Raw genomic sequence first — 18,065 nt, 5'->3', positions numbered from 1 at the left:
CGAGTCGCGCCCTTCGCGGGCAAGCCTCGCTCCTACAGGTTTTATGTCGTTCACGGAATTCGCGAACGGCTCTGACCTTGCAGGAGCGAGGCTTGCCCGCGAAGGCGTCCGTACAGACACCAACGATTTACCCGCGATCAGGCATAATCCGCACAATTCAAACAACAAGGACGCCGCCCCGTGAGCTCAGTCAACAAGTCGATTTTGTTGGTCGATGATGATCAAGAGATACGCGAGTTGCTGGACACCTACCTGACCCGCGCCGGTTTCCAGGTCCGCACCACGCCCGATGGCGCGGGCTTTCGCCAAGCGATGAACGAAGCGCCGAGCGATCTGGTGATCCTCGACGTGATGCTGCCCGACGAAGACGGTTTCAGCCTTTGTCGCTGGATCCGCCAACACCCGCGTCAGGCGCAGGTGCCGATCATCATGCTCACCGCCAGCTCCGACGAGGCCGACCGCGTCATTGGCCTGGAACTGGGCGCCGACGACTACCTCGGTAAACCGTTCAGCCCCCGTGAATTGCAGGCGCGCATCAAGGCCTTGTTGCGCCGCGCGCAGTTCGGTCAGGAGCGTTCCGGCGGTGAAGTGCTGGCGTTCGACGACTGGCGGCTGGACATGGTCAGCCACCGGCTGTTCCACATCGACGGCGAAGAAGTGATTCTCTCCGGCGCCGATTTTGCGCTGCTGAAACTGTTCCTCGATCATCCGCAGGAAATCCTCGACCGCGACACCATCGGCAACGCCACCCGTGGCCGCGATCTGATGCCGCTGGATCGCATCGTCGACATGGCGGTCAGCCGTTTGCGTCAGCGCCTGCGTGATACCGAAAAACCGCCGCGATTGATCCGTACCGTGCGTGGCAGCGGCTACCAACTGGCCGCCAATGTGGTTGCCAGCAATGGCCACTGAGTGGTTGCGCAAGCTCGCCGCCCGCGTGCCGATGCCGCGTTCGCTGCTCGGGCGCATGTTGCTGCTGACCCTGTTGGCGGTGCTGTTCGCGCAGACCTTGTCGAGCGTGATCTGGGTGTCGCAACTGCGTGCCACCCAACTTGAAGGCCTGGTCACCAGTGCCCGCAGCCTGGCCCATTCGATGACGGCCAGCGTCAGTTATTTTCGTTCGCTGCCGGTGGCGTTTCGTCCCTTGGTGCTCGACCAATTGCGCAGCATGGGCGGCACCCGTTTCGTGGTGACCCTCAACGACAAGCCGCTGGGCATGGAAGTGTTGCCGATCACCCCGCGCAAGGAAGCCGTGCTCAAGGCCGTGGATCAGGTATTGCGCGAGTCCCTCGGCCAAGACACGGATATCTCGGTGACCTTCGTCAGCCCCGAAGACCTGCGGATCTTCAACAGCGGGCTGAAACTCGATGAGTTGCCGCGCTCATGGGCGCATTACGCGCTGACGCTGGAGCCGGTGAACCCGCCGGTGCTGGTCACGCAAATCCAGATGGCGCCGGGCGAGTGGTTGTACATCGCCTCGCTGTTGCCCGAGCCCTACACCAGCCTTGAAGAACAGGGCCTGCCGGCGCAGCAGGTCTGGTTCATTGTGCTCACCAGTGGCTTTTTGCTGTTGTTCATCGGCCTGTTGGTGCACTGGCAGAGTCGTCCGCTCAAACGCCTGGCGCGGGCGGCGCGGGACATGTCCCTCGGTGCCGAAGTCGAACCGGTGGCCGAAGGCGGCGGCAGTGAAGTGGTCGAAGTGGGCCGCGCTTTCAATGCGATGCGCGAGCGCATCAGCCGTTACCTGACCGAGCGCAGCCAGTTGTTCAGCGCGATTTCCCATGACCTGCGCACGCCGATTACCCGGTTAAGGCTGCGGGTCGAATTGCTTGAAGACGAACAGCTGCAAGCCAAGTTCGGCCGCGATCTGGATGAGCTGGAATTGCTGGTCAAGGGCGCGCTGCAATGCGTGAAAGACACCGATATTCACGAAAACATCGAGCCGGTGGATCTGAACCATGTGCTCGATTGTCTGGTGGAACCGTACCTGGCGCCCAACGGTAATGGTCGCGTCACCCAGCAGGGCCGGGCGCTGGCGGCGTACCCGGGCAAACCGCTGGCGCTCAAGCGCTGTATCGGCAACCTGATCGACAACGCATTGAAGTATGGGCAGAACGCGCATTTGCATATCGATGACGACGAGAGCGCCTTCATCCTGCATGTCGATGACGAAGGGCCAGGCGTGCCGGAGCAACGGATGGAGCAGGTGTTCGAACCGCACTTCCGGTTGGCCGGGCAGCAGCAGGGATATGGCTTGGGGTTGGGGATTGCGCGCAACATTGCCCATAGCCATGGCGGTGAAGTCAGCCTGCAAAACCTGCGTGAAGGCGGGTTGCGGGTGACGTTGCAGTTGCCTCGTTCGATCGATTGACGCGGACCCTGTGGCGAGGGAGCTTGCTCCCGCTGGACTGCGCAGCAGTCCCTCTTTTGGGGCCGCTTCGCGCCCCGGCGGGAGCAAGCTCCCTCGCCACAAATAATCATCCACCACAAAATCTGTATGTCACAGTTTGGTGACATAACTCGCCCCCTTCGTTACAAGCCTGCCCCCGCCCGTTGTTTAGACTGCCCTCAGTCAAAACAACAAAAAAAGGCACCCCATGGACACCTTCCAACCTGCCTTCAGCAGTTGGCTCAACGCACCTGCCCATCAACAATGGCTTGCGGCCGAAGGCTTGCGCCTGTTGGCATTTGCCAAGGCTTCAAAGCTTGCCGAAGGCTTCGGCAATCTCGATGAAAAGGGCCGTCTCCCGGCCAATGCCCACGCCGAAACCATGAACACCGCCCGCATGACCCACAGCTTCGCCATGGCGCACATTCAGGGGTTGCCGGGGTTTGCCGAGCTGGTCGATCACGGCATCCAGGCGCTCAGCGGCCCGTTGCGTGATGCCGAACACGGCGGCTGGTTTGCCGCAGCCCATCATCACGATGACAACACCGGCAAGGCCGCTTACCTGCATGCCTTCGTGGCCCTCGCGGCCAGTTCGGCGGTCGTCGCCCAGCGCCCCGGTGCACAGGCGTTGCTCGACGATGCGATCAACATCATCGACACGCATTTCTGGAGCGAGGAGGAGGGCGCAATGCGCGAATCCTTCGAGCGCGACTGGAGCGGTGAAGAAGCCTACCGCGGCGCCAACAGCAACATGCACGCCACCGAAGCCTTTCTCGCCCTGGCCGATGTCACCGAAGACAACCGCTGGCTGGTCCGCGCTCAGCGCATCGTCGAGCGCGTCATTCATGGTCACGCTGCTGCCAACGATTACCTGGTGGTCGAGCATTTTGATCGCGACTGGCAGCCGCTACGCGAGTACAACCACGACAACCCGGCCGACGGTTTCCGCCCTTACGGCACCACGCCGGGCCACGGTTTCGAATGGGCGCGGCTGTTGCTGCACCTCGAAGCGGCACGCGTGCAAGCCGGCATGCTCACGCCGGGTTGGCTGGCCACCGACGCGCAAAAACTCTTCGATCACAACTGCCGTCACGGCTGGGATGTCGACGGGCTGCCCGGGATTGTCTACACCCTCGACTGGGACAATCGCGCGGTGGTTCGCCATCGCTTGCACTGGACCCATTGCGAAGCCAGTGCCGCCGCCAGCGCGTTGCTTAAACGCACTGGGGATACGCAATACGAAACCTGGTACCGGCTGTTCTGGGATTTCTGTGACAGTCATTTCATCGACCGCTGCGATGGCAGTTGGCACCATGAGCTCGACCCGCAAAACCGTCCAAGTGCCGATATCTGGGCCGGTAAACCGGATCTGTATCACGCCTGGCAAGCCGTCCTGATCCCGCGCCTGCCACTGGCGCCGAGCATGGCCACGGCCTTGGGGCAGTTGTCCCAGAGCGCTCCTGTGTAACCATGTGGTGACATTCAAGCGTCCCTTCGTTACCTGCGAGGGGATAACTCCTGTTTAAAATCCTATGCAGCGCAAGCACCAGACTTGCATGCATAACAACAAGAAAGGTAATTCTAGATGAATGCGATTTCTCGCCTCGCTACTGTCATTTCTCTTGCCTCATTGCTCCCTATCTCTGCATTCCCTGTCAGTGCGCTTGCCGCCGATTCCAAAGGTTCGGTAGAAGTCGTTCACTGGTGGACCTCCGGTGGCGAAAAAGCGGCCGTTGATGTCCTCAAGGCCCAAGTCGAAAAAGACGGTTTCACCTGGAAGGACGGCGCCGTTGCCGGTGGTGGCGGTGCGACCGCCATGACCGTGCTGAAGAGCCGTGCCGTTGCAGGCAACCCACCGGGCGTCGCCCAGATCAAAGGCCCGGACATCCAGGAATGGGCGTCTACCGGTCTGCTCGACACCGACGTCTTGAAAGACGCGGCCAAAACCGAGAAGTGGGACAGTCTGCTCGACAAGAAAGTCTCCGATACCGTGAAGTACGAAGGTGACTACGTGGCCGTGCCGGTGAACATTCACCGCGTCAACTGGCTGTGGATCAACCCGGAAGTCTTCAAGAAAGCCGGCATCGAAAAAGCGCCAACCACCCTTCAGGAATTCTACGCAGCCGGTGACAAGCTCAAGGCAGCGGGCTTCATTGCGCTTGCCCACGGCGGCCAGCCTTGGCAGGACAGCACCGTGTTCGAAGCGGTGGTCCTGTCGGTCATGGGCGTCGACGGCTACAAGAAAGCCCTGGTCGACCTGGACAACGCAGCATTGACCGGTCCTGAAATGGTCAAGGCGCTGACCGAGCTGAAGAAAGTCGCGACCTACATGGACGCCGACGGCAAAGGCCAGGACTGGAACCTGGAAGCGGCCAAGGTCATCAACGGCAAGGCCGGTATGCAGATCATGGGCGACTGGGCCAAGAGTGAGTGGACAGCCGCCAAGAAAGTCGCCGGCAAGGACTACGAGTGCGTAGCGTTCCCGGGCACCGACAAGGCGTTCACCTACAACATCGACTCCCTGGCTGTGTTCAAGCAGAAAGACAAAGGCACTGCTGCTGCTCAACAGGACATTGCCAAGGTCGTGCTGGGTGAGAACTTCCAGAAAGTCTTCAGCATCAACAAGGGCTCGATCCCGGTTCGAATCGACATGCTGAACGACATGGGCAAGTACGGTTTCGACTCCTGCGCCCAGACCGCTGCCAAGGACTTCCTGGTGGACGCCAAGTCCGGCGGCCTGCAGCCGAGCATGGCGCACAACATGGCGACCACGCTGGCGGTCCAGGGCGCGTTCTTTGATGTGGTGACCAACTTCATCAACGACCCGAAAGCCGATCCGGCGACTGCCGCCAAGCAATTGGGCACGGCCGTCAAAGCTGCCAAGTAATGCTTGACCCCTGTAGGAGCGAGCCTGCTCGCGATAGCGGTGTATCAGTTGATACATCCAGAGTCTGACACTCAGCTATCGCAAGCAGTCTCACGCCTGCAAGGGTCAGCATTTCCAACGTAAATTTTCTCTCGTACGGGATCTTCCCATGAGTTCTGTTGCTGTGTTCAGCAAGGCCTCGCCGTTCGATGCACTGCAGCGCTGGCTACCGAAACTGGTGCTGGCGCCGAGCATGTTCATCGTCCTGGTGGGCTTCTATGGCTATATCCTGTGGACGTTCATCCTGTCGTTCACCACCTCGACCTTCCTGCCGACTTACAAATGGGCGGGCCTGGCGCAGTACCAGCGGCTGTTCGACAACGACCGTTGGTGGGTAGCGAGCAAGAACCTGGCGGTGTTCGGCGGCATGTTCATCGGCATCACCTTGGTGATCGGTGTGCTGCTGGCGGTGTTTCTTGACCAGCGCATTCGTCGCGAAGGTTTCATTCGCACCATTTACCTGTACCCGATGGCGCTCTCGATGATCGTCACCGGTACCGCGTGGAAGTGGCTGCTCAACCCGGGCATGGGCCTGGACAAATTGCTGCGTGACTGGGGTTGGGAAGGCTTTCGCCTGGACTGGCTGATCGACCCGGATCGCGTCGTGTATTGCCTGGTGATCGCGGCGGTCTGGCAAGCCTCGGGCTTCATCATGGCGATGTTCCTCGCCGGCCTGCGTGGCGTGGATCAATCGATCATCCGTGCTGCCCAGATCGATGGCGCGAGCATGCCGCGCATTTACCTGAAAGTGGTGTTGCCGAGCCTGCGCCCGGTGTTCTTCAGCGCGGTCATGATCCTGGCCCACATCGCGATCAAGAGTTTCGACCTGGTGGCGGCAATGACTGCCGGTGGCCCGGGTTATTCCTCTGACCTGCCTGCGATGTTCATGTATTCCTTCACCTTCAGTCGCGGCCAGATGGGCATGGGCTCGGCCAGTGCGATTCTGATGCTCGGTGCGATTCTCGCAATCATCGTGCCTTACCTGTACTCCGAGCTGAGGACCAAGCGTCATGACTAATTTCGCTGCCAAACCATCCATCAGCCTGAGTCGCATCGCCATCTACGGCGTGCTGATCCTGGCGGTATTCCTTTACCTGATACCGCTGGTGGTCATGCTGTTGACCAGTTTCAAGACGCCGGAAGACATCAACTCCGGCAACCTGCTGAGCTGGCCGACCGTGGTCAGCGGCATTGGCTGGGTCAAGGCCTGGGGCACGGTTGACGGGTACTTCTGGAACTCGATCAAGATCACCGTTCCGGCGGTACTGATCTCCACGGCCATCGGTGCACTGAACGGCTATGTGCTGTCGATGTGGCGCTTTCGTGGCTCGCAACTGTTCTTCGGTCTGCTGCTGTTCGGTTGCTTCCTGCCGTTCCAGACCGTCCTGCTGCCGGCCTCGTTCACCCTCGGCAAGATGGGCCTGGCCAGCACCACCACCGGCCTGGTGTTCGTGCACGTGGTCTACGGCCTGGCGTTCACCACGCTGTTCTTCCGTAACTACTACGTCAGCGTTCCCGATGCGCTGGTGAAGGCGGCGCGGCTCGATGGCGCGGGTTTCTTCACCATCTTCCGCTTGATCATCCTGCCGATGTCCACCCCGATCATCATGGTCTGCCTGATCTGGCAGTTCACCCAGATCTGGAACGACTTCCTGTTCGGCGTGGTGTTCTCCAGCGGTGATTCGCAACCCATTACGGTGGCGTTGAACAACTTGGTCAACACCAGTACCGGGGCCAAGGAATACAACGTTGATATGGCGGCGGCGATGATCGCCGGGCTGCCGACCCTGCTGGTCTATGTGGTCGCAGGCAAGTATTTCGTGCGCGGGCTGACGGCCGGCGCAGTCAAGGGGTAATCATGGCTACGCTCGAACTTCGCAATGTAAACAAGACCTATGGTCCCGGCCTGCCGGACACCCTCAAGAACATCGAACTGTCGATCAAGGACGGTGAGTTCCTGATCCTGGTCGGACCTTCGGGTTGCGGTAAATCGACCCTGATGAATTGCATCGCCGGCCTGGAAACCATCACCGGCGGCGCGATCATGATCGGTGATCAGGACGTCAGCGGCATGAGCCCGAAAGACCGCGACATCGCCATGGTGTTCCAGTCCTACGCGCTGTACCCGACCATGAGCGTGCGCGAGAACATCGCTTTCGGCTTGAAGATCCGCAAAATGCCTGCCGCCGACATCGAAGCGGAAGTGGCGCGGGTATCCAAGCTGTTGCAGATCGAACACTTGCTCAACCGCAAGCCCGGTCAGCTCTCCGGTGGTCAGCAACAGCGCGTGGCCATGGGCCGTGCCCTGGCGCGTCGGCCGAAGATTTATCTGTTCGACGAACCGCTGTCCAACCTCGACGCCAAGCTGCGCGTCGAGATGCGCACTGAAATGAAACTGATGCACCAGCGCCTGAAAACCACCACGGTCTACGTGACCCACGACCAGATCGAAGCGATGACCCTGGGCGACAAAGTTGCGGTGATGAAGGACGGGATCATTCAGCAGTTCGGTACGCCAAAGGACATCTACAACAACCCGGCCAACCTGTTCGTGGCGAGCTTCATCGGCTCGCCGCCGATGAACTTCATTCCGCTGCGTTTGCAGCGCAAGGACGGTCGTCTGGTGGCGCTGCTCGACAGCGGCCAGGCGCGTTGCGAATTGCCGATGGGCATGCAGGACGCCGGTCTGGAAGACCGTGAAGTGATCCTCGGCCTGCGCCCGGAGCAGATCGTTCTGGCGGGCAGCGAGCCGAACGGTTTGCCGACCATTCGCGCCGAAGTCCAGGTCACCGAACCGACCGGTCCCGACACCCTGGTGTTCGTCAATCTCAACGACACCAAAGTCTGCTGCCGCCTGGCGCCGGACGTCGCGCCGAACGTGGGCGAGACCCTGACCCTGCAATTCGATCCATCGAAAGTGCTGTTGTTCGATGCCAAGACCGGGGAACGCCTGGGGGTGGCCGGTCAACCAAAAGCCGAGAGCCACGGCGCGAACGTTGCCCAATTCAAGGGCCGCTGAAGATTAAAACTGTAGGCGCCAGGCATGCCGGCGGAGGCGATTTCAGGGTCGCCTTCGCCGGCAAAACTGGCTCCTGCAGGGGGGATATGCGGTGAGCGGCCTGTCGCTCTCCGCACCTGATGTAACCGCGTTAAATAAAAACAGTTAATAACAATAAAACGAGGATGTAGGGATGAAGAAGAACAACAACGCTCAGCTTATCTGCCAGTTGTCCGCGGTTGCGGCCATGATGCTGGCCGGTAGTGTGCACGCGGCTGACGCGTTCAGCGCCGATTCCGAATGGATGACCGGCGATTGGGGTGGCGAGCGGACCAAGCTGATCGAGCGGGGCATCGACATCAAGATGGACTACGTCGGTGAAGTCGGTGGCAACCTTCACGGTGGCTACAACAACGACAAGACCGCGCGTTACGCCGACCAGTTTGGCCTGGGCGTGGCGCTGGACCTGCAAAAGCTGTGGGGCTGGGATAACACCCAGGCCAAGGTCCAGCTCACCAACCGTAACGGTGAGAACATCTCCAATGACCGTGTCGGCGATCCGCGTGCCGGCACCTTGAGTTCCTCCCAGGAAGTCTACGGCCGTGGCCACATGGTTCGCCTGACCCAACTGTGGATCAAGCACCAGTTCCTCGATGGCAAACTGGACGTCAAGGCCGGTTACTTCGGCGAAGGCGAAGACTTCAACACCTTCCCGTGCGAGTTCCAGAACCTGGCGTTCTGCGGTTCCCAAGCGGGTAACTGGGCGACCAACATCTGGTACAACTGGCCGGTCATGCAGGCTGCGGTTCGCGTGAAGTACAACATCTCGCCTGAGTGGTATGCGCAGATCGGCGCGTACAACCAGAACCCGTCGCAACTGGAACACGGTAACGGCTTCAAGCTCAGCGGCAGTGGCACCAAGGGCACCGTGTTGCCGGTCGAACTGGTCTGGTTGCCTAACCCTGGCAACCTGCCGGGCGAATACCGTGTCGGTTACTACAAAAGCACGGCCAAGGCCGATGACGTTCGTGAAGACGACAACGGTAATGACGCCGCAACCAGCGGTAACGCCTATCGCAGCCACAGCAGCAAGTCCGGCTACTGGTTCGTGGCGCAGCAACAACTCACCACCCACAACGGTGACGCTTCCCGCGGTCTGAACATTGCTGCCAACGCTACCTTCCACGACAAGGACACCAACTTCGTCGATAACTACCAGTCGCTGATGCTGGTGTACAAGGGCCCGTTCGATGCACGGCCGAAGGATGACTTCGGTATCGGTGCCGCCCGTATCCATGTCAACGATGACGTTAAGAAAAACTCAGAGTTGGTCAACGCCTCCAACAATGTCACTGACTATCAGGACCCGTTGTTCGCGCCGCTGCGTAACACTGAGTACAACTACGAGATCAACTACGGCTTCCACGTCACCAACTGGCTGACCGTGCGTCCTAACCTGCAATACATCACTCACCCGGGCGGTGTGGATGAAGTCGACAACGCGCTGGTGGCCGGCCTGAAAATTCAGTCGGTGTTCTAACGCTGTTGCGATAAGCTCCTCTCTATGTGCGCATTTTTGCGGACAGCCTTGGCTGTCCGCTTTTTTTTGGGGCGGCGCACCCCGGATGATTTTCAGGACCGTGGCACATGCATGAGCATCCGCTACAACGCTTCTTCAAATCCTTGCGCGAACGTCCGGTGTTTGCGTGGGAGCGCTATCAGAAGCGCGATGTGCTGGTGATCGATCACCCGCTGTGTCAGGCGGTGTTCAGCCGGCAGGGCGCGCAGTTGCTGCACTTCCAGCCAAAGGGCCAGAAGCCCTGGCTCTGGTGCGCGGCGAAGTGGCCACAAGTCGGCGCGATTCGTGGCGGTGTGCCGGTATGCTGGCCGTGGTATGGCCGTCATCCGAGCGAAAACGCCTGGCCTTCCCATGGCTGGGCACGGTTGATCGACTGGAAACTGCTCGACAGCAGCCATGACGACGATGGCGTGCGCCTGCATTGGCAACTTCAGCTGTGTGACTGGCAAGTGGACCTGCACGCCCACTTGGGCGAACGCATGGATCTGCGCCTGAGCACCGAGCATCAGGACAGCCTGCCGTGCCAATTGAGCCAGGCGTTGCATGCCTATTGGCGTATTGGTGATGTCGGTGAGATAGCGCTGTCCGGGCTCGATGGCGCCCACGGTTACGACCAGTTGAACCGCCAGGTTTGCCAGCAGGAAGGCGAGTTGAGAGTTGACGGTGGGTGTCAGCGGGTATTCCAGCATGACGGTGAATTGCAGCTCAAGGACCACGCCTGGCAGCGCGAGTTGTGTATCGACACCGGTGACCATGCGGACACCGTGGTCTGGCATCCGGGGGCGCGACCGTTGCTGGGGGTGAGCTGGAACGAGATTTCAGAATTTGTGTGTGTCGAGGCGGCGAGTGGCGGGACCGACAGTTTGAGCCTGGCGCCGGGGCAGAAAGCGCATTTGAGTTTGCAGGCGCGGGTGGGGGTTTAGTTCCAGAATCTTTGCGCCTGGGCTGGCCCTTTCGCGAGCAGGCTCGCTCCCACAGTGGACCTGCTTTGAATACAAATACAGTGTCCACCGAAGATCTAATGTGGGAGCGAGCCTGCTCGCGATGAGGCCAGGACAGGCAATGAAGATATTGACCTAGTTAAACTCATCCCCAACCGGATACCGACTGGCATTGAGGCTCTCTTTGATCTTGCGCAAATGCGGCTGGAAGTCCACGCCACGGCGCAAGGTCATGCCGGTGGCCAGCACATCCAGCACGGTCAGCTGGATGATCCGCGACGTCATCGGCATATAGATGTCGGTGTCTTCCGGCAACGGAATGTTCAGGCTCAAGGTGCTGGCCTTGGCCAAAGGCGACCCCTCGGCCGTCAGCCCCAGCACTGAAGCGCCGTTCTCCCGGGCGATACGCGCCACTTCCACCAGTTCGCGGGTGCGGCCGGTGTAGGAAATGATCACGAACAACTCGCCGGTATGCGCCACCGACGCAATCATGCGCTGCATCAGCACGTCGGCATGGGCGGTGACCGCCAGGTTGAAGCGGAAGAACTTGTGCTGCGCGTCCAGCGCCACCGGGGCCGAGGCGCCAAGGCCGAAGAAGTGGATCTGTCGGGCCTGGATCAACAGGTCGACGGCGCGGCTGATCAGGTTCGGGTCCAGTGCCTGCAAGGCACTGTCCAGCGACGCGATGGCGCTGCCGAAAATCTTCTTGGTGTACGCCTCGGGATTGTCATCGGCCTCGACTGCACGGCTGACATACGCCGCGCCGCTGGCCAGGCTCTGGGCCAGTTGAAGCTTGAGCTCCGGGTAGCCACTGACGCCGAACGAACGGCAGAAACGGTTGACCGTCGGCTCGCTGACCTTAGAGGCCTGGGCGAGGGCGGCAATGCTGAACCGGGTGGCCAGCTCTGGGTTGAGCAGGATCACTTCGGCGACTTTGCGTTCCGCCTTGTTCAGGTCTTCAAGGCGATTCTGGATCTGTTCCAGTAAATTTCGCACGCGGTCCATATATGTTCCTTAGCTCCGCAAACAAGAGAGCAATGCAAATAAGGGCCCCGGCTATGCAAATTGGGACTTTGATCGGGCCCGTCACGGTGGCCTATCCTACTGATGGCTCCGACCGACCACCACTCGGAATCTGTATTTTGCGAAAATGTTGTGGTTATTACTACATTTTCCCTTGAGTGATGCCTTGAAAAAAGGTATTTGTAGCTTAACTTGATAAAAGAACAAACATCATGCCTTCGATTACGGTTGAACCGTGCACCTTTGCCTTGTTCGGCGCCCTCGGTGACTTGGCCCTGCGCAAACTGTTTCCTGCCCTTTATCAACTCGATGGCGCAGGCCTGCTGCACGAGGAAACGCGGATTATCGCGCTGGCCCGTGAGCCAGGCAGCGAGCAGGAACACTTGGCGTTCATCGCCTCCGAACTGCGCCGTTATGTAGGTGCCAAAGAGCTGGACGAAGCTGTGGTCGAACGCTTCCTGGCCCGTTTGAGCTACCTGCATGTCGACTTCCTCAAGGCCGACGATTACGTCGCCCTGGCCGAAATGGCCGGCAGCGCCCAGCGTGTCATTGCCTACTTCGCCACGCCGGCCGCCGTTTACGGCGCGATCTGCGAGAACCTGTCGAAGGTCGGCCTGACTGAAAACACCCGCGTGGTGCTGGAAAAGCCCATCGGTTCGGACCTGGAATCCTCGCGCAAGGTCAACGACGCCGTGGCGCAGTTCTTCCCGGAGAACCGCACCTACCGCATCGATCACTACCTGGGCAAAGAGACCGTCCAGAACCTGATCGCCCTGCGTTTCGCCAACAGCCTGTTCGAAACCCAGTGGAACCAGAATTATATCTCCCACGTGGAAATCACCGTGGCCGAGAAGGTCGGCATCGAAGGCCGCTGGGGTTACTTCGACAAGGCTGGTCAGCTGCGGGACATGATCCAGAATCACCTGCTGCAACTGCTCTGCCTGATCGCCATGGACCCGCCGGCCGACCTGTCCGCCGACAGCATCCGTGACGAGAAAGTCAAAGTGCTCAAGGCCCTGGCGCCTATCAGCCCGGAAGGCCTGACTACACAAGTGGTGCGCGGCCAGTACATCGCCGGGTACAGCGAAGGCAAACCGGTTCCGGGGTATCTGGAAGAACCGAATTCGAACACCCAAAGCGACACCGAAACCTTCGTCGCCCTGCGTGCGGACATCCGCAACTGGCGCTGGGCCGGCGTGCCGTTTTACCTGCGCACCGGCAAGCGCATGCCGCAGAAGCTGTCGCAGATCGTCATCCACTTCAAGGAACCGTCGCACTACATCTTCGCCCCCGAGCAGCGCCTGCAAATCAGCAACAAGCTGATTATCCGCCTGCAACCGGATGAAGGCATTTCCTTGCGTGTGATGACCAAAGAACAAGGCCTGGACAAGGGTATGCAGTTGCGCAGCGGTCCGTTGCAGCTGAATTTTTCCGACACTTATCGCAGCGCACGGATTCCCGATGCCTACGAGCGGTTGTTGCTGGAAGTGATGCGCGGCAATCAGAACCTGTTTGTCCGTAAAGATGAAATCGAAGCCGCGTGGAAGTGGTGTGACCAGTTGATCGCCGGGTGGAAAAAATCCGGTGATGCGCCCAAGCCGTATGCGGCTGGGTCCTGGGGACCGATGAGCTCCATTGCTCTGATCACGCGGGATGGGAGGTCGTGGTATGGCGATATCTGAATTGAAACTGCCTCAGGGCGTCAGCGCCCATGAGTTCAAAAGCCCGGTGTTGCTGGCCGATGGTCTGGCGCTGATTGTGGCCAAGCAACTGAGTGATGCCATCGACGCTCGCGGCAGCGCGACGCTGGTGGTGTCCGGTGGCCGCAGCCCGGTGGCGTTCTTCCAGAACCTGGCGAAGCAGAAACTCGACTGGTCCAAGGTCGTGGTCACCCTGGCCGACGAGCGTTGGGTGCCGGTCGAGCATGCCGACAGCAATGCCGGTCTGCTCAAGCGTTACCTGTTGCAAGGCCCGGCAGCCAAGGCTCAGTTTCTGAGCCTCTACAGCGCCACCGCGAACCTTGAGCTGGCCGCCGAGCAGGCCGACCGTTTGCTCGCCGAATTGCCGCCGATCGATGTGTTGATCCTCGGCATGGGCGATGACGGTCACACCGCTTCGCTGTTCCCCAACAGCCCGAACCTGATCGATGCCTTGAAAGTCGACGGCACCCGTCGGTGCTATCCGATGCTGGCACCGACCGTGCCGCATCAGCGACTGACCATGAGCCGCGCGCTGCTGGCCTCGGCCAAGACCACCGTTCTATCGATTTCCGGTCAGTCCAAACTGACCACTTTGAGTGCCGCATTGGCCGGTGACGATGTCGCCGCCATGCCGATTCGCGCGTTTCTGCAACCTACGTTAGAGATTTACTGGTGCCCATGAGCCAAGGATCAGCCGCTATGACAATCACATCCCCGACCGTTTCCATGGCGGACAAAATTGCCCTGATCGACAGCCTCTGCGCCAAGGCGCGGATCCTGCCGGTGATCACCATCGCCCGCGAACAGGACGTCCTGCCGCTGGCCGATGCCCTGGCCGCCGGTGGCCTGACTGCCCTGGAAGTGACCCTGCGTTCGCAGTTCGGCCTCAAGGCCATCCAGATTCTGCGTGAGCAGCGTCCGGAGCTGGTGACCGGTGCGGGTACTGTGCTGGATCGCACGATGCTCGCCGCTGCCGAAGCGGCCGGCTCGCAGTTCATCGTCACCCCGGGTATCACCCGTGACCTGCTCGAAGCCAGCGTCGATAGCCCGATCCCGCTGTTGCCAGGCATCAGCAACGCTTCCGGCATCATGGAAGGCTATGGGCTGGGTTATCGCCGCTTCAAGCTGTTCCCGGCGGAAGTCAGCGGTGGCGTTGCCGCCATCAAGGCCCTTGGCGGCCCGTTCGGTGAAGTGAAATTCTGCCCGACCGGCGGCGTCAGCCCGGCCAACATCAAGAGCTACATGGCGTTGAAAAACGTGATGTGCGTGGGCGGTAGCTGGATGCTGGATCCCGAGTGGATCAAGAACGGCGACTGGGCCCGCATTCAGGAATGCACCGCCGAGGCCTTGGCGCTGCTGGACTGATCGGCTTTTACCAAACACTTCGTTGTGTGTTCTACGGCTTTACGGTGCGCTTGGTCGGTGCACCGTTTTTTTTTGCCTGATGAAATACCGCTCCTGCAAGGGAAATGATGCGATACATAGTTACCGCCTCTCGCCGCCCATCCAGCGTTAACCTGCGTTCATCTTATGGAAGAGAGAACGTCATGGACGACACCACCTCCGCAACACCCGCACCCTCCGTTTACCTGCTGTCTCCCGAGCAAATTGCCGGCCCGTATTTCCGCAATCCGAAACTGATCAGGCGCAACATCAGCGAGAGCGCCGATGGCATTCCCCTGGTGCTGCGACTGTCGATTGTCGATGCCATGACGGGGGAGCCGGTGACCGGAGCCCTGGTCGATATCTGGCATTGCAATGCGCGCGGTGCGTATTCGGGCTGGAGCAAGGTCAATCCGGACCAGGAAGTCGATGTCGGGGACATCGGCTCCATCCCGCGCACGGACGACGACACCTATCTGCGTGGCGGACAATTCACCGACAAAAAGGGCATTGTGCGGTTTACCACCATCTACCCGGGGTTCTATGCCGGCCGCACTTTGCACATTCATGTCGCCGTGCGCATTACGTCCGGCAACAATTACCTCGACGAACGACACGTCGCCTGGGTCGGTCAGCTCTACTTCCCCGAACCCGCTTCACGTTCGGTGCTAAACGCCCGGGACTACAGCGGCCGATCGGTCTCGCCGTTGAGCAACAATGAAGACACTTATTACCGCGAGCAGGGTGGCGAGGCTTCGACATTGAAGGTCCACACCCTCGGTCGAGACTCGAACGAGGATGGCTTTTTCGGGCATACGACCATCGGTATCGACACGTTCGCCGCTTCGACGCAAATCAAGCCGGAGGACTTCGACAAATACACGGTCTGACGTCAGCGCAACTCGCTCAGCGCCCTGGCCAGCAGATCCATGTCGGCAGCGGTGGTGGTGAGCCCTGGTGTAATGCGAATGCAGGGCCCGCTCGCCGCGCCACTGCGGACCACGGTGAACAGGTTGTAATCGCTGAGCAGCCGCTCGACCATCGCCTGTTGATCGGTATGCCGGGTAAAGCGCATCGAGGTAATGCCGCAATACAGTCGCGGGTCATCGGGTGTCATGATCTCGATCCCCGGTAACTCGCGAACTGCATTGACCCACCGGTTGCGCAGGTAATTGAGCCGTGTGCTCTTGGCAGCGGCCCCGCCCATGGAGAGATGCTCCTCGAACACCAGCGGCAGCGTCAGCAGGGCCGGGATGTTCGGTGTGCTGTAGGGCGAGCGGGCGCGGATATCGGTGACCGGGAAGTGCATCTCGCCCATGTCCGGGTCGATGTCGGCCAAACGCTCGGGGTCTATATAGATAAAGCCCAGCGTCAGGGGCGCGCCAATCCATTTGTGCAGGTTGAAGCCGGCGAAAGAAACGCCCAGTTCATGCAGATTGAACTCGATCTGGCCGAGGGCGTGCGCGCCGTCAAGGATCACGTCGATGCCGTATTCTTTCGCGGCAGCAGCAATGGCCTGCACGGGCATGACCAATCCGGTGCGATGGGTGACATGGGTCAGGGCCATCAATTTGAGCTTTGGATAACGCGCGAAAGCGTCGCGATAAGTCGCCAGCAAGCTGTCAAACGTTGCGGGGTGCGCGTGGTCGATTTCGATCACTTCCACGCCGCGATGCCGCGCCAGCCAATGCATCGCGCCTTTGACCGTGTCGTACTCCAGATCGCAAATCAGCACCTGATCGCCCGGCTGAAGGCGATTGTAATTGCGGATCAACGATTGCAGGCCGTCCGACGCGTTGCGGGTGAGGGCCACGGTGTCGACTGGAACATCGATCAGGCGGGCGAGCTGCGCCCGGATCTCGAGACTTTCGATCTGTTCGAAACGCTGGCGGACATGCACCGAGTTGCTGCGGTTGATCAGCTCGATATTGCGCTCGTACTCCTCAACCACGGTGCGCGACATCCGTCCGAAGTAACCGTTTTCAAGGTTGATGGGCCCGGGTTCGACCGCGTAGCGGTCGGCAAAGGTCTTCCAGAAATGTTCATCACGGGCGCGACGGGTGTTATCGGGCATGAGCTACTCGGCTTTTTTGATGACGATGTCAGTGGCGCGGGGCAGGTTTGCCGTGTTTGGCGCGCAGCGGTTCGAGCAGGTCCGACAGACCGTTGTGGTCGATCTCCTGCATCAGGGCCAGCAATCCGCCCAGCTCACCGTGCGGGAATCCTTCACGGGCGAACCAGTTCAGGTATTGGCCGGGCAGGTCGGCAATGATGCGACCCTTGTATTTGCCGAAGGGCATTTCACGGGTGATCAACAGTTCGAGCTTTTCAGGGTTCATCTATCGGTCGTCTTGATTCATCAGGCTGGAAAATACAGGCATTCTGCATGCAGGCCAATTGACAGTTCATGCAAAAAAAGCGGATACAGATTTGGTCGCTATAACTAACTTATTGAAATATAACGCATAAATTCTCAGTTTGAAGCTGGCATGCAGGGTGCAATAGCTATTGCATCTTTCATCAACCCGCAAGGAATTGAAAAATGACCGACATGAATAAAGAAGCGATCTCTGTACTCAACGACCTGATTGAAACCAGCAAAGACGGTCAGGAAGGGTTCAAGACTTGCGCTGAAGACATCAAACACCCTGAACTCAAAACCCTGTTCGTGCAACGCTCCGCCGACTGCGCCACCGCCGCTGCCGAACTTCAGAGTGCCGTGCGTTCGATGGGCGGCGATCCGGAAACGTCTACCAGCGTCAGCGGTGATCTGCACCGTCGTTGGGTCGACGTCAAAGCGATGTTCACCGGCAAGGATGAAGAAGCCGTGCTGAACGAAGCCGAACGCGGTGAAGACCATGCACTGAAGGCATACAAAGAAGCCCTCGAAAAAATCAACAAGCACAATCTGGTGGGCATTCGTGACCTGGTTGAACGTCAGTATCACGGCGTGCAACGCAATCACGATCAGGTAAAAGCCCTGCGCAACCAGGCTCGCGCACGCTCTTAAGCGTCCGTAGCCTGTCAAAAACGCCAGCCAGTCTGGCGTTTTTTTGTGTCTGGGATTTAACGCTGGACGGAATATAGATAGCTCGCTAATAATTTGTTTTTCAAGTGACTTCAGTG

17 protein-coding genes are annotated in these 18,065 nt (G+C 59.7%); 14 read left to right on the top strand and 3 right to left on the bottom strand.

The window, feature by feature from the left end:
* Positions 1–180: 180 nt before the first annotated feature.
* From RHP74_RS23950 to RHP74_RS23910, 9 genes are all read left to right on the top strand, one after another.
* Entirely contained in the window at positions 181–912 is a 732-nt protein-coding gene (locus RHP74_RS23950) for a response regulator (protein ID WP_010457397.1), read from the top strand.
* Positions 902–2,371: an ATP-binding protein gene (locus RHP74_RS23945; RefSeq protein WP_172791516.1), complete on the top strand. Its 1,470-nt coding sequence runs from the start codon at positions 902–904 to the stop codon at positions 2,369–2,371. Before RHP74_RS23950 ends, RHP74_RS23945 begins: the two co-directional genes overlap by 11 nt.
* Before the next feature lie 226 nt (positions 2,372–2,597).
* Positions 2,598–3,857 (top strand): AGE family epimerase/isomerase, encoded by a 1,260-nt coding sequence (locus RHP74_RS23940; protein ID WP_311096450.1) that lies wholly within the window; start codon positions 2,598–2,600, stop codon positions 3,855–3,857.
* A 117-nt stretch (positions 3,858–3,974) separates the two neighbouring features.
* The gene (locus RHP74_RS23935) at positions 3,975–5,276 is read left to right on the top strand and encodes an ABC transporter substrate-binding protein (protein WP_010457391.1); all 1,302 of its coding nucleotides are present in this window, start codon (positions 3,975–3,977) and stop codon (positions 5,274–5,276) included.
* Between the two features lie 148 nt (positions 5,277–5,424).
* Entirely contained in the window at positions 5,425–6,333 is a 909-nt protein-coding gene (locus RHP74_RS23930; RefSeq protein WP_010457390.1) for a carbohydrate ABC transporter permease, read from the top strand.
* Positions 6,326–7,171, top strand: a complete 846-nt coding sequence (locus RHP74_RS23925) for a carbohydrate ABC transporter permease (protein ID WP_077748691.1) — start codon at positions 6,326–6,328, stop codon at positions 7,169–7,171. Before RHP74_RS23930 ends, RHP74_RS23925 begins: the two co-directional genes overlap by 8 nt.
* Before the next feature lie 2 nt (positions 7,172–7,173).
* Entirely contained in the window at positions 7,174–8,334 is a 1,161-nt protein-coding gene (locus RHP74_RS23920) for an ABC transporter ATP-binding protein (protein WP_010457386.1), read from the top strand.
* 172 nt (positions 8,335–8,506) lie between these two features.
* A complete protein-coding gene (locus RHP74_RS23915; RefSeq protein ID WP_010457384.1) occupies positions 8,507–9,853 on the top strand; it encodes a carbohydrate porin in 1,347 nt (448 codons plus the stop codon).
* A 107-nt stretch (positions 9,854–9,960) separates the two neighbouring features.
* Positions 9,961–10,815 (top strand): D-hexose-6-phosphate mutarotase, encoded by an 855-nt coding sequence (locus RHP74_RS23910; RefSeq protein WP_010457382.1) that lies wholly within the window; start codon positions 9,961–9,963, stop codon positions 10,813–10,815.
* A gap of 153 nt (positions 10,816–10,968) precedes the next feature.
* Here RHP74_RS23910 and RHP74_RS23905 read toward each other — a convergent pair whose 3' ends face one another.
* Positions 10,969–11,829, bottom strand: a complete 861-nt coding sequence (locus tag RHP74_RS23905) for a MurR/RpiR family transcriptional regulator (protein WP_169858048.1) — start codon at positions 11,827–11,829, stop codon at positions 10,969–10,971.
* 239 nt (positions 11,830–12,068) lie between these two features.
* Between RHP74_RS23905 and zwf the strand changes: the two genes are divergently transcribed.
* The 4 genes from zwf to RHP74_RS23885 all read left to right on the top strand — a co-directional run bounded on the left by zwf (position 12,069) and on the right by RHP74_RS23885 (position 15,829).
* Positions 12,069–13,538: a glucose-6-phosphate dehydrogenase gene (gene zwf / locus RHP74_RS23900; protein ID WP_010457378.1), complete on the top strand. Its 1,470-nt coding sequence runs from the start codon at positions 12,069–12,071 to the stop codon at positions 13,536–13,538.
* Positions 13,525–14,238: a 6-phosphogluconolactonase gene (pgl, locus tag RHP74_RS23895; RefSeq protein WP_169858027.1), complete on the top strand. Its 714-nt coding sequence runs from the start codon at positions 13,525–13,527 to the stop codon at positions 14,236–14,238. The genes zwf and pgl overlap by 14 nt, the downstream gene beginning before the upstream one ends.
* Before the next feature lie 17 nt (positions 14,239–14,255).
* Positions 14,256–14,921, top strand: coding sequence for a bifunctional 4-hydroxy-2-oxoglutarate aldolase/2-dehydro-3-deoxy-phosphogluconate aldolase (locus tag RHP74_RS23890; RefSeq protein ID WP_010457374.1), 666 nt, complete (start codon positions 14,256–14,258; stop codon positions 14,919–14,921).
* A gap of 182 nt (positions 14,922–15,103) precedes the next feature.
* Positions 15,104–15,829, top strand: a complete 726-nt coding sequence (locus tag RHP74_RS23885) for an intradiol ring-cleavage dioxygenase (RefSeq protein WP_311096449.1) — start codon at positions 15,104–15,106, stop codon at positions 15,827–15,829.
* A gap of 2 nt (positions 15,830–15,831) precedes the next feature.
* Here RHP74_RS23885 and RHP74_RS23880 read toward each other — a convergent pair whose 3' ends face one another.
* Together RHP74_RS23880 and RHP74_RS23875 are read right to left on the bottom strand one after the other, a co-directional pair.
* The gene (locus RHP74_RS23880) at positions 15,832–17,013 is read right to left on the bottom strand and encodes an aminotransferase class V-fold PLP-dependent enzyme (protein WP_311096448.1); all 1,182 of its coding nucleotides are present in this window, start codon (positions 17,011–17,013) and stop codon (positions 15,832–15,834) included.
* Between the two features lie 28 nt (positions 17,014–17,041).
* Positions 17,042–17,278 carry a DUF3820 family protein gene (locus RHP74_RS23875; RefSeq protein WP_010457368.1) on the bottom strand — a complete coding sequence of 79 codons (237 nt, stop codon included), beginning with the start codon at positions 17,276–17,278 and terminating at the stop codon, positions 17,042–17,044.
* A 203-nt stretch (positions 17,279–17,481) separates the two neighbouring features.
* Between RHP74_RS23875 and RHP74_RS23870 the strand changes: the two genes are divergently transcribed.
* Positions 17,482–17,949, top strand: a complete 468-nt coding sequence (locus tag RHP74_RS23870; protein ID WP_010457366.1) for a PA2169 family four-helix-bundle protein — start codon at positions 17,482–17,484, stop codon at positions 17,947–17,949.
* Positions 17,950–18,065: the final 116 nt, after the last annotated feature.

This window comes from Pseudomonas sp. SG20052, assembly GCF_031766055.1.
In the GTDB taxonomy this organism is placed as follows: domain Bacteria; phylum Pseudomonadota; class Gammaproteobacteria; order Pseudomonadales; family Pseudomonadaceae; genus Aquipseudomonas; species Aquipseudomonas mandelii.
The sequence above is the reverse complement of the archived record's forward strand: the minus strand, read 5'-3'. Positions and strand labels throughout refer to the sequence as shown.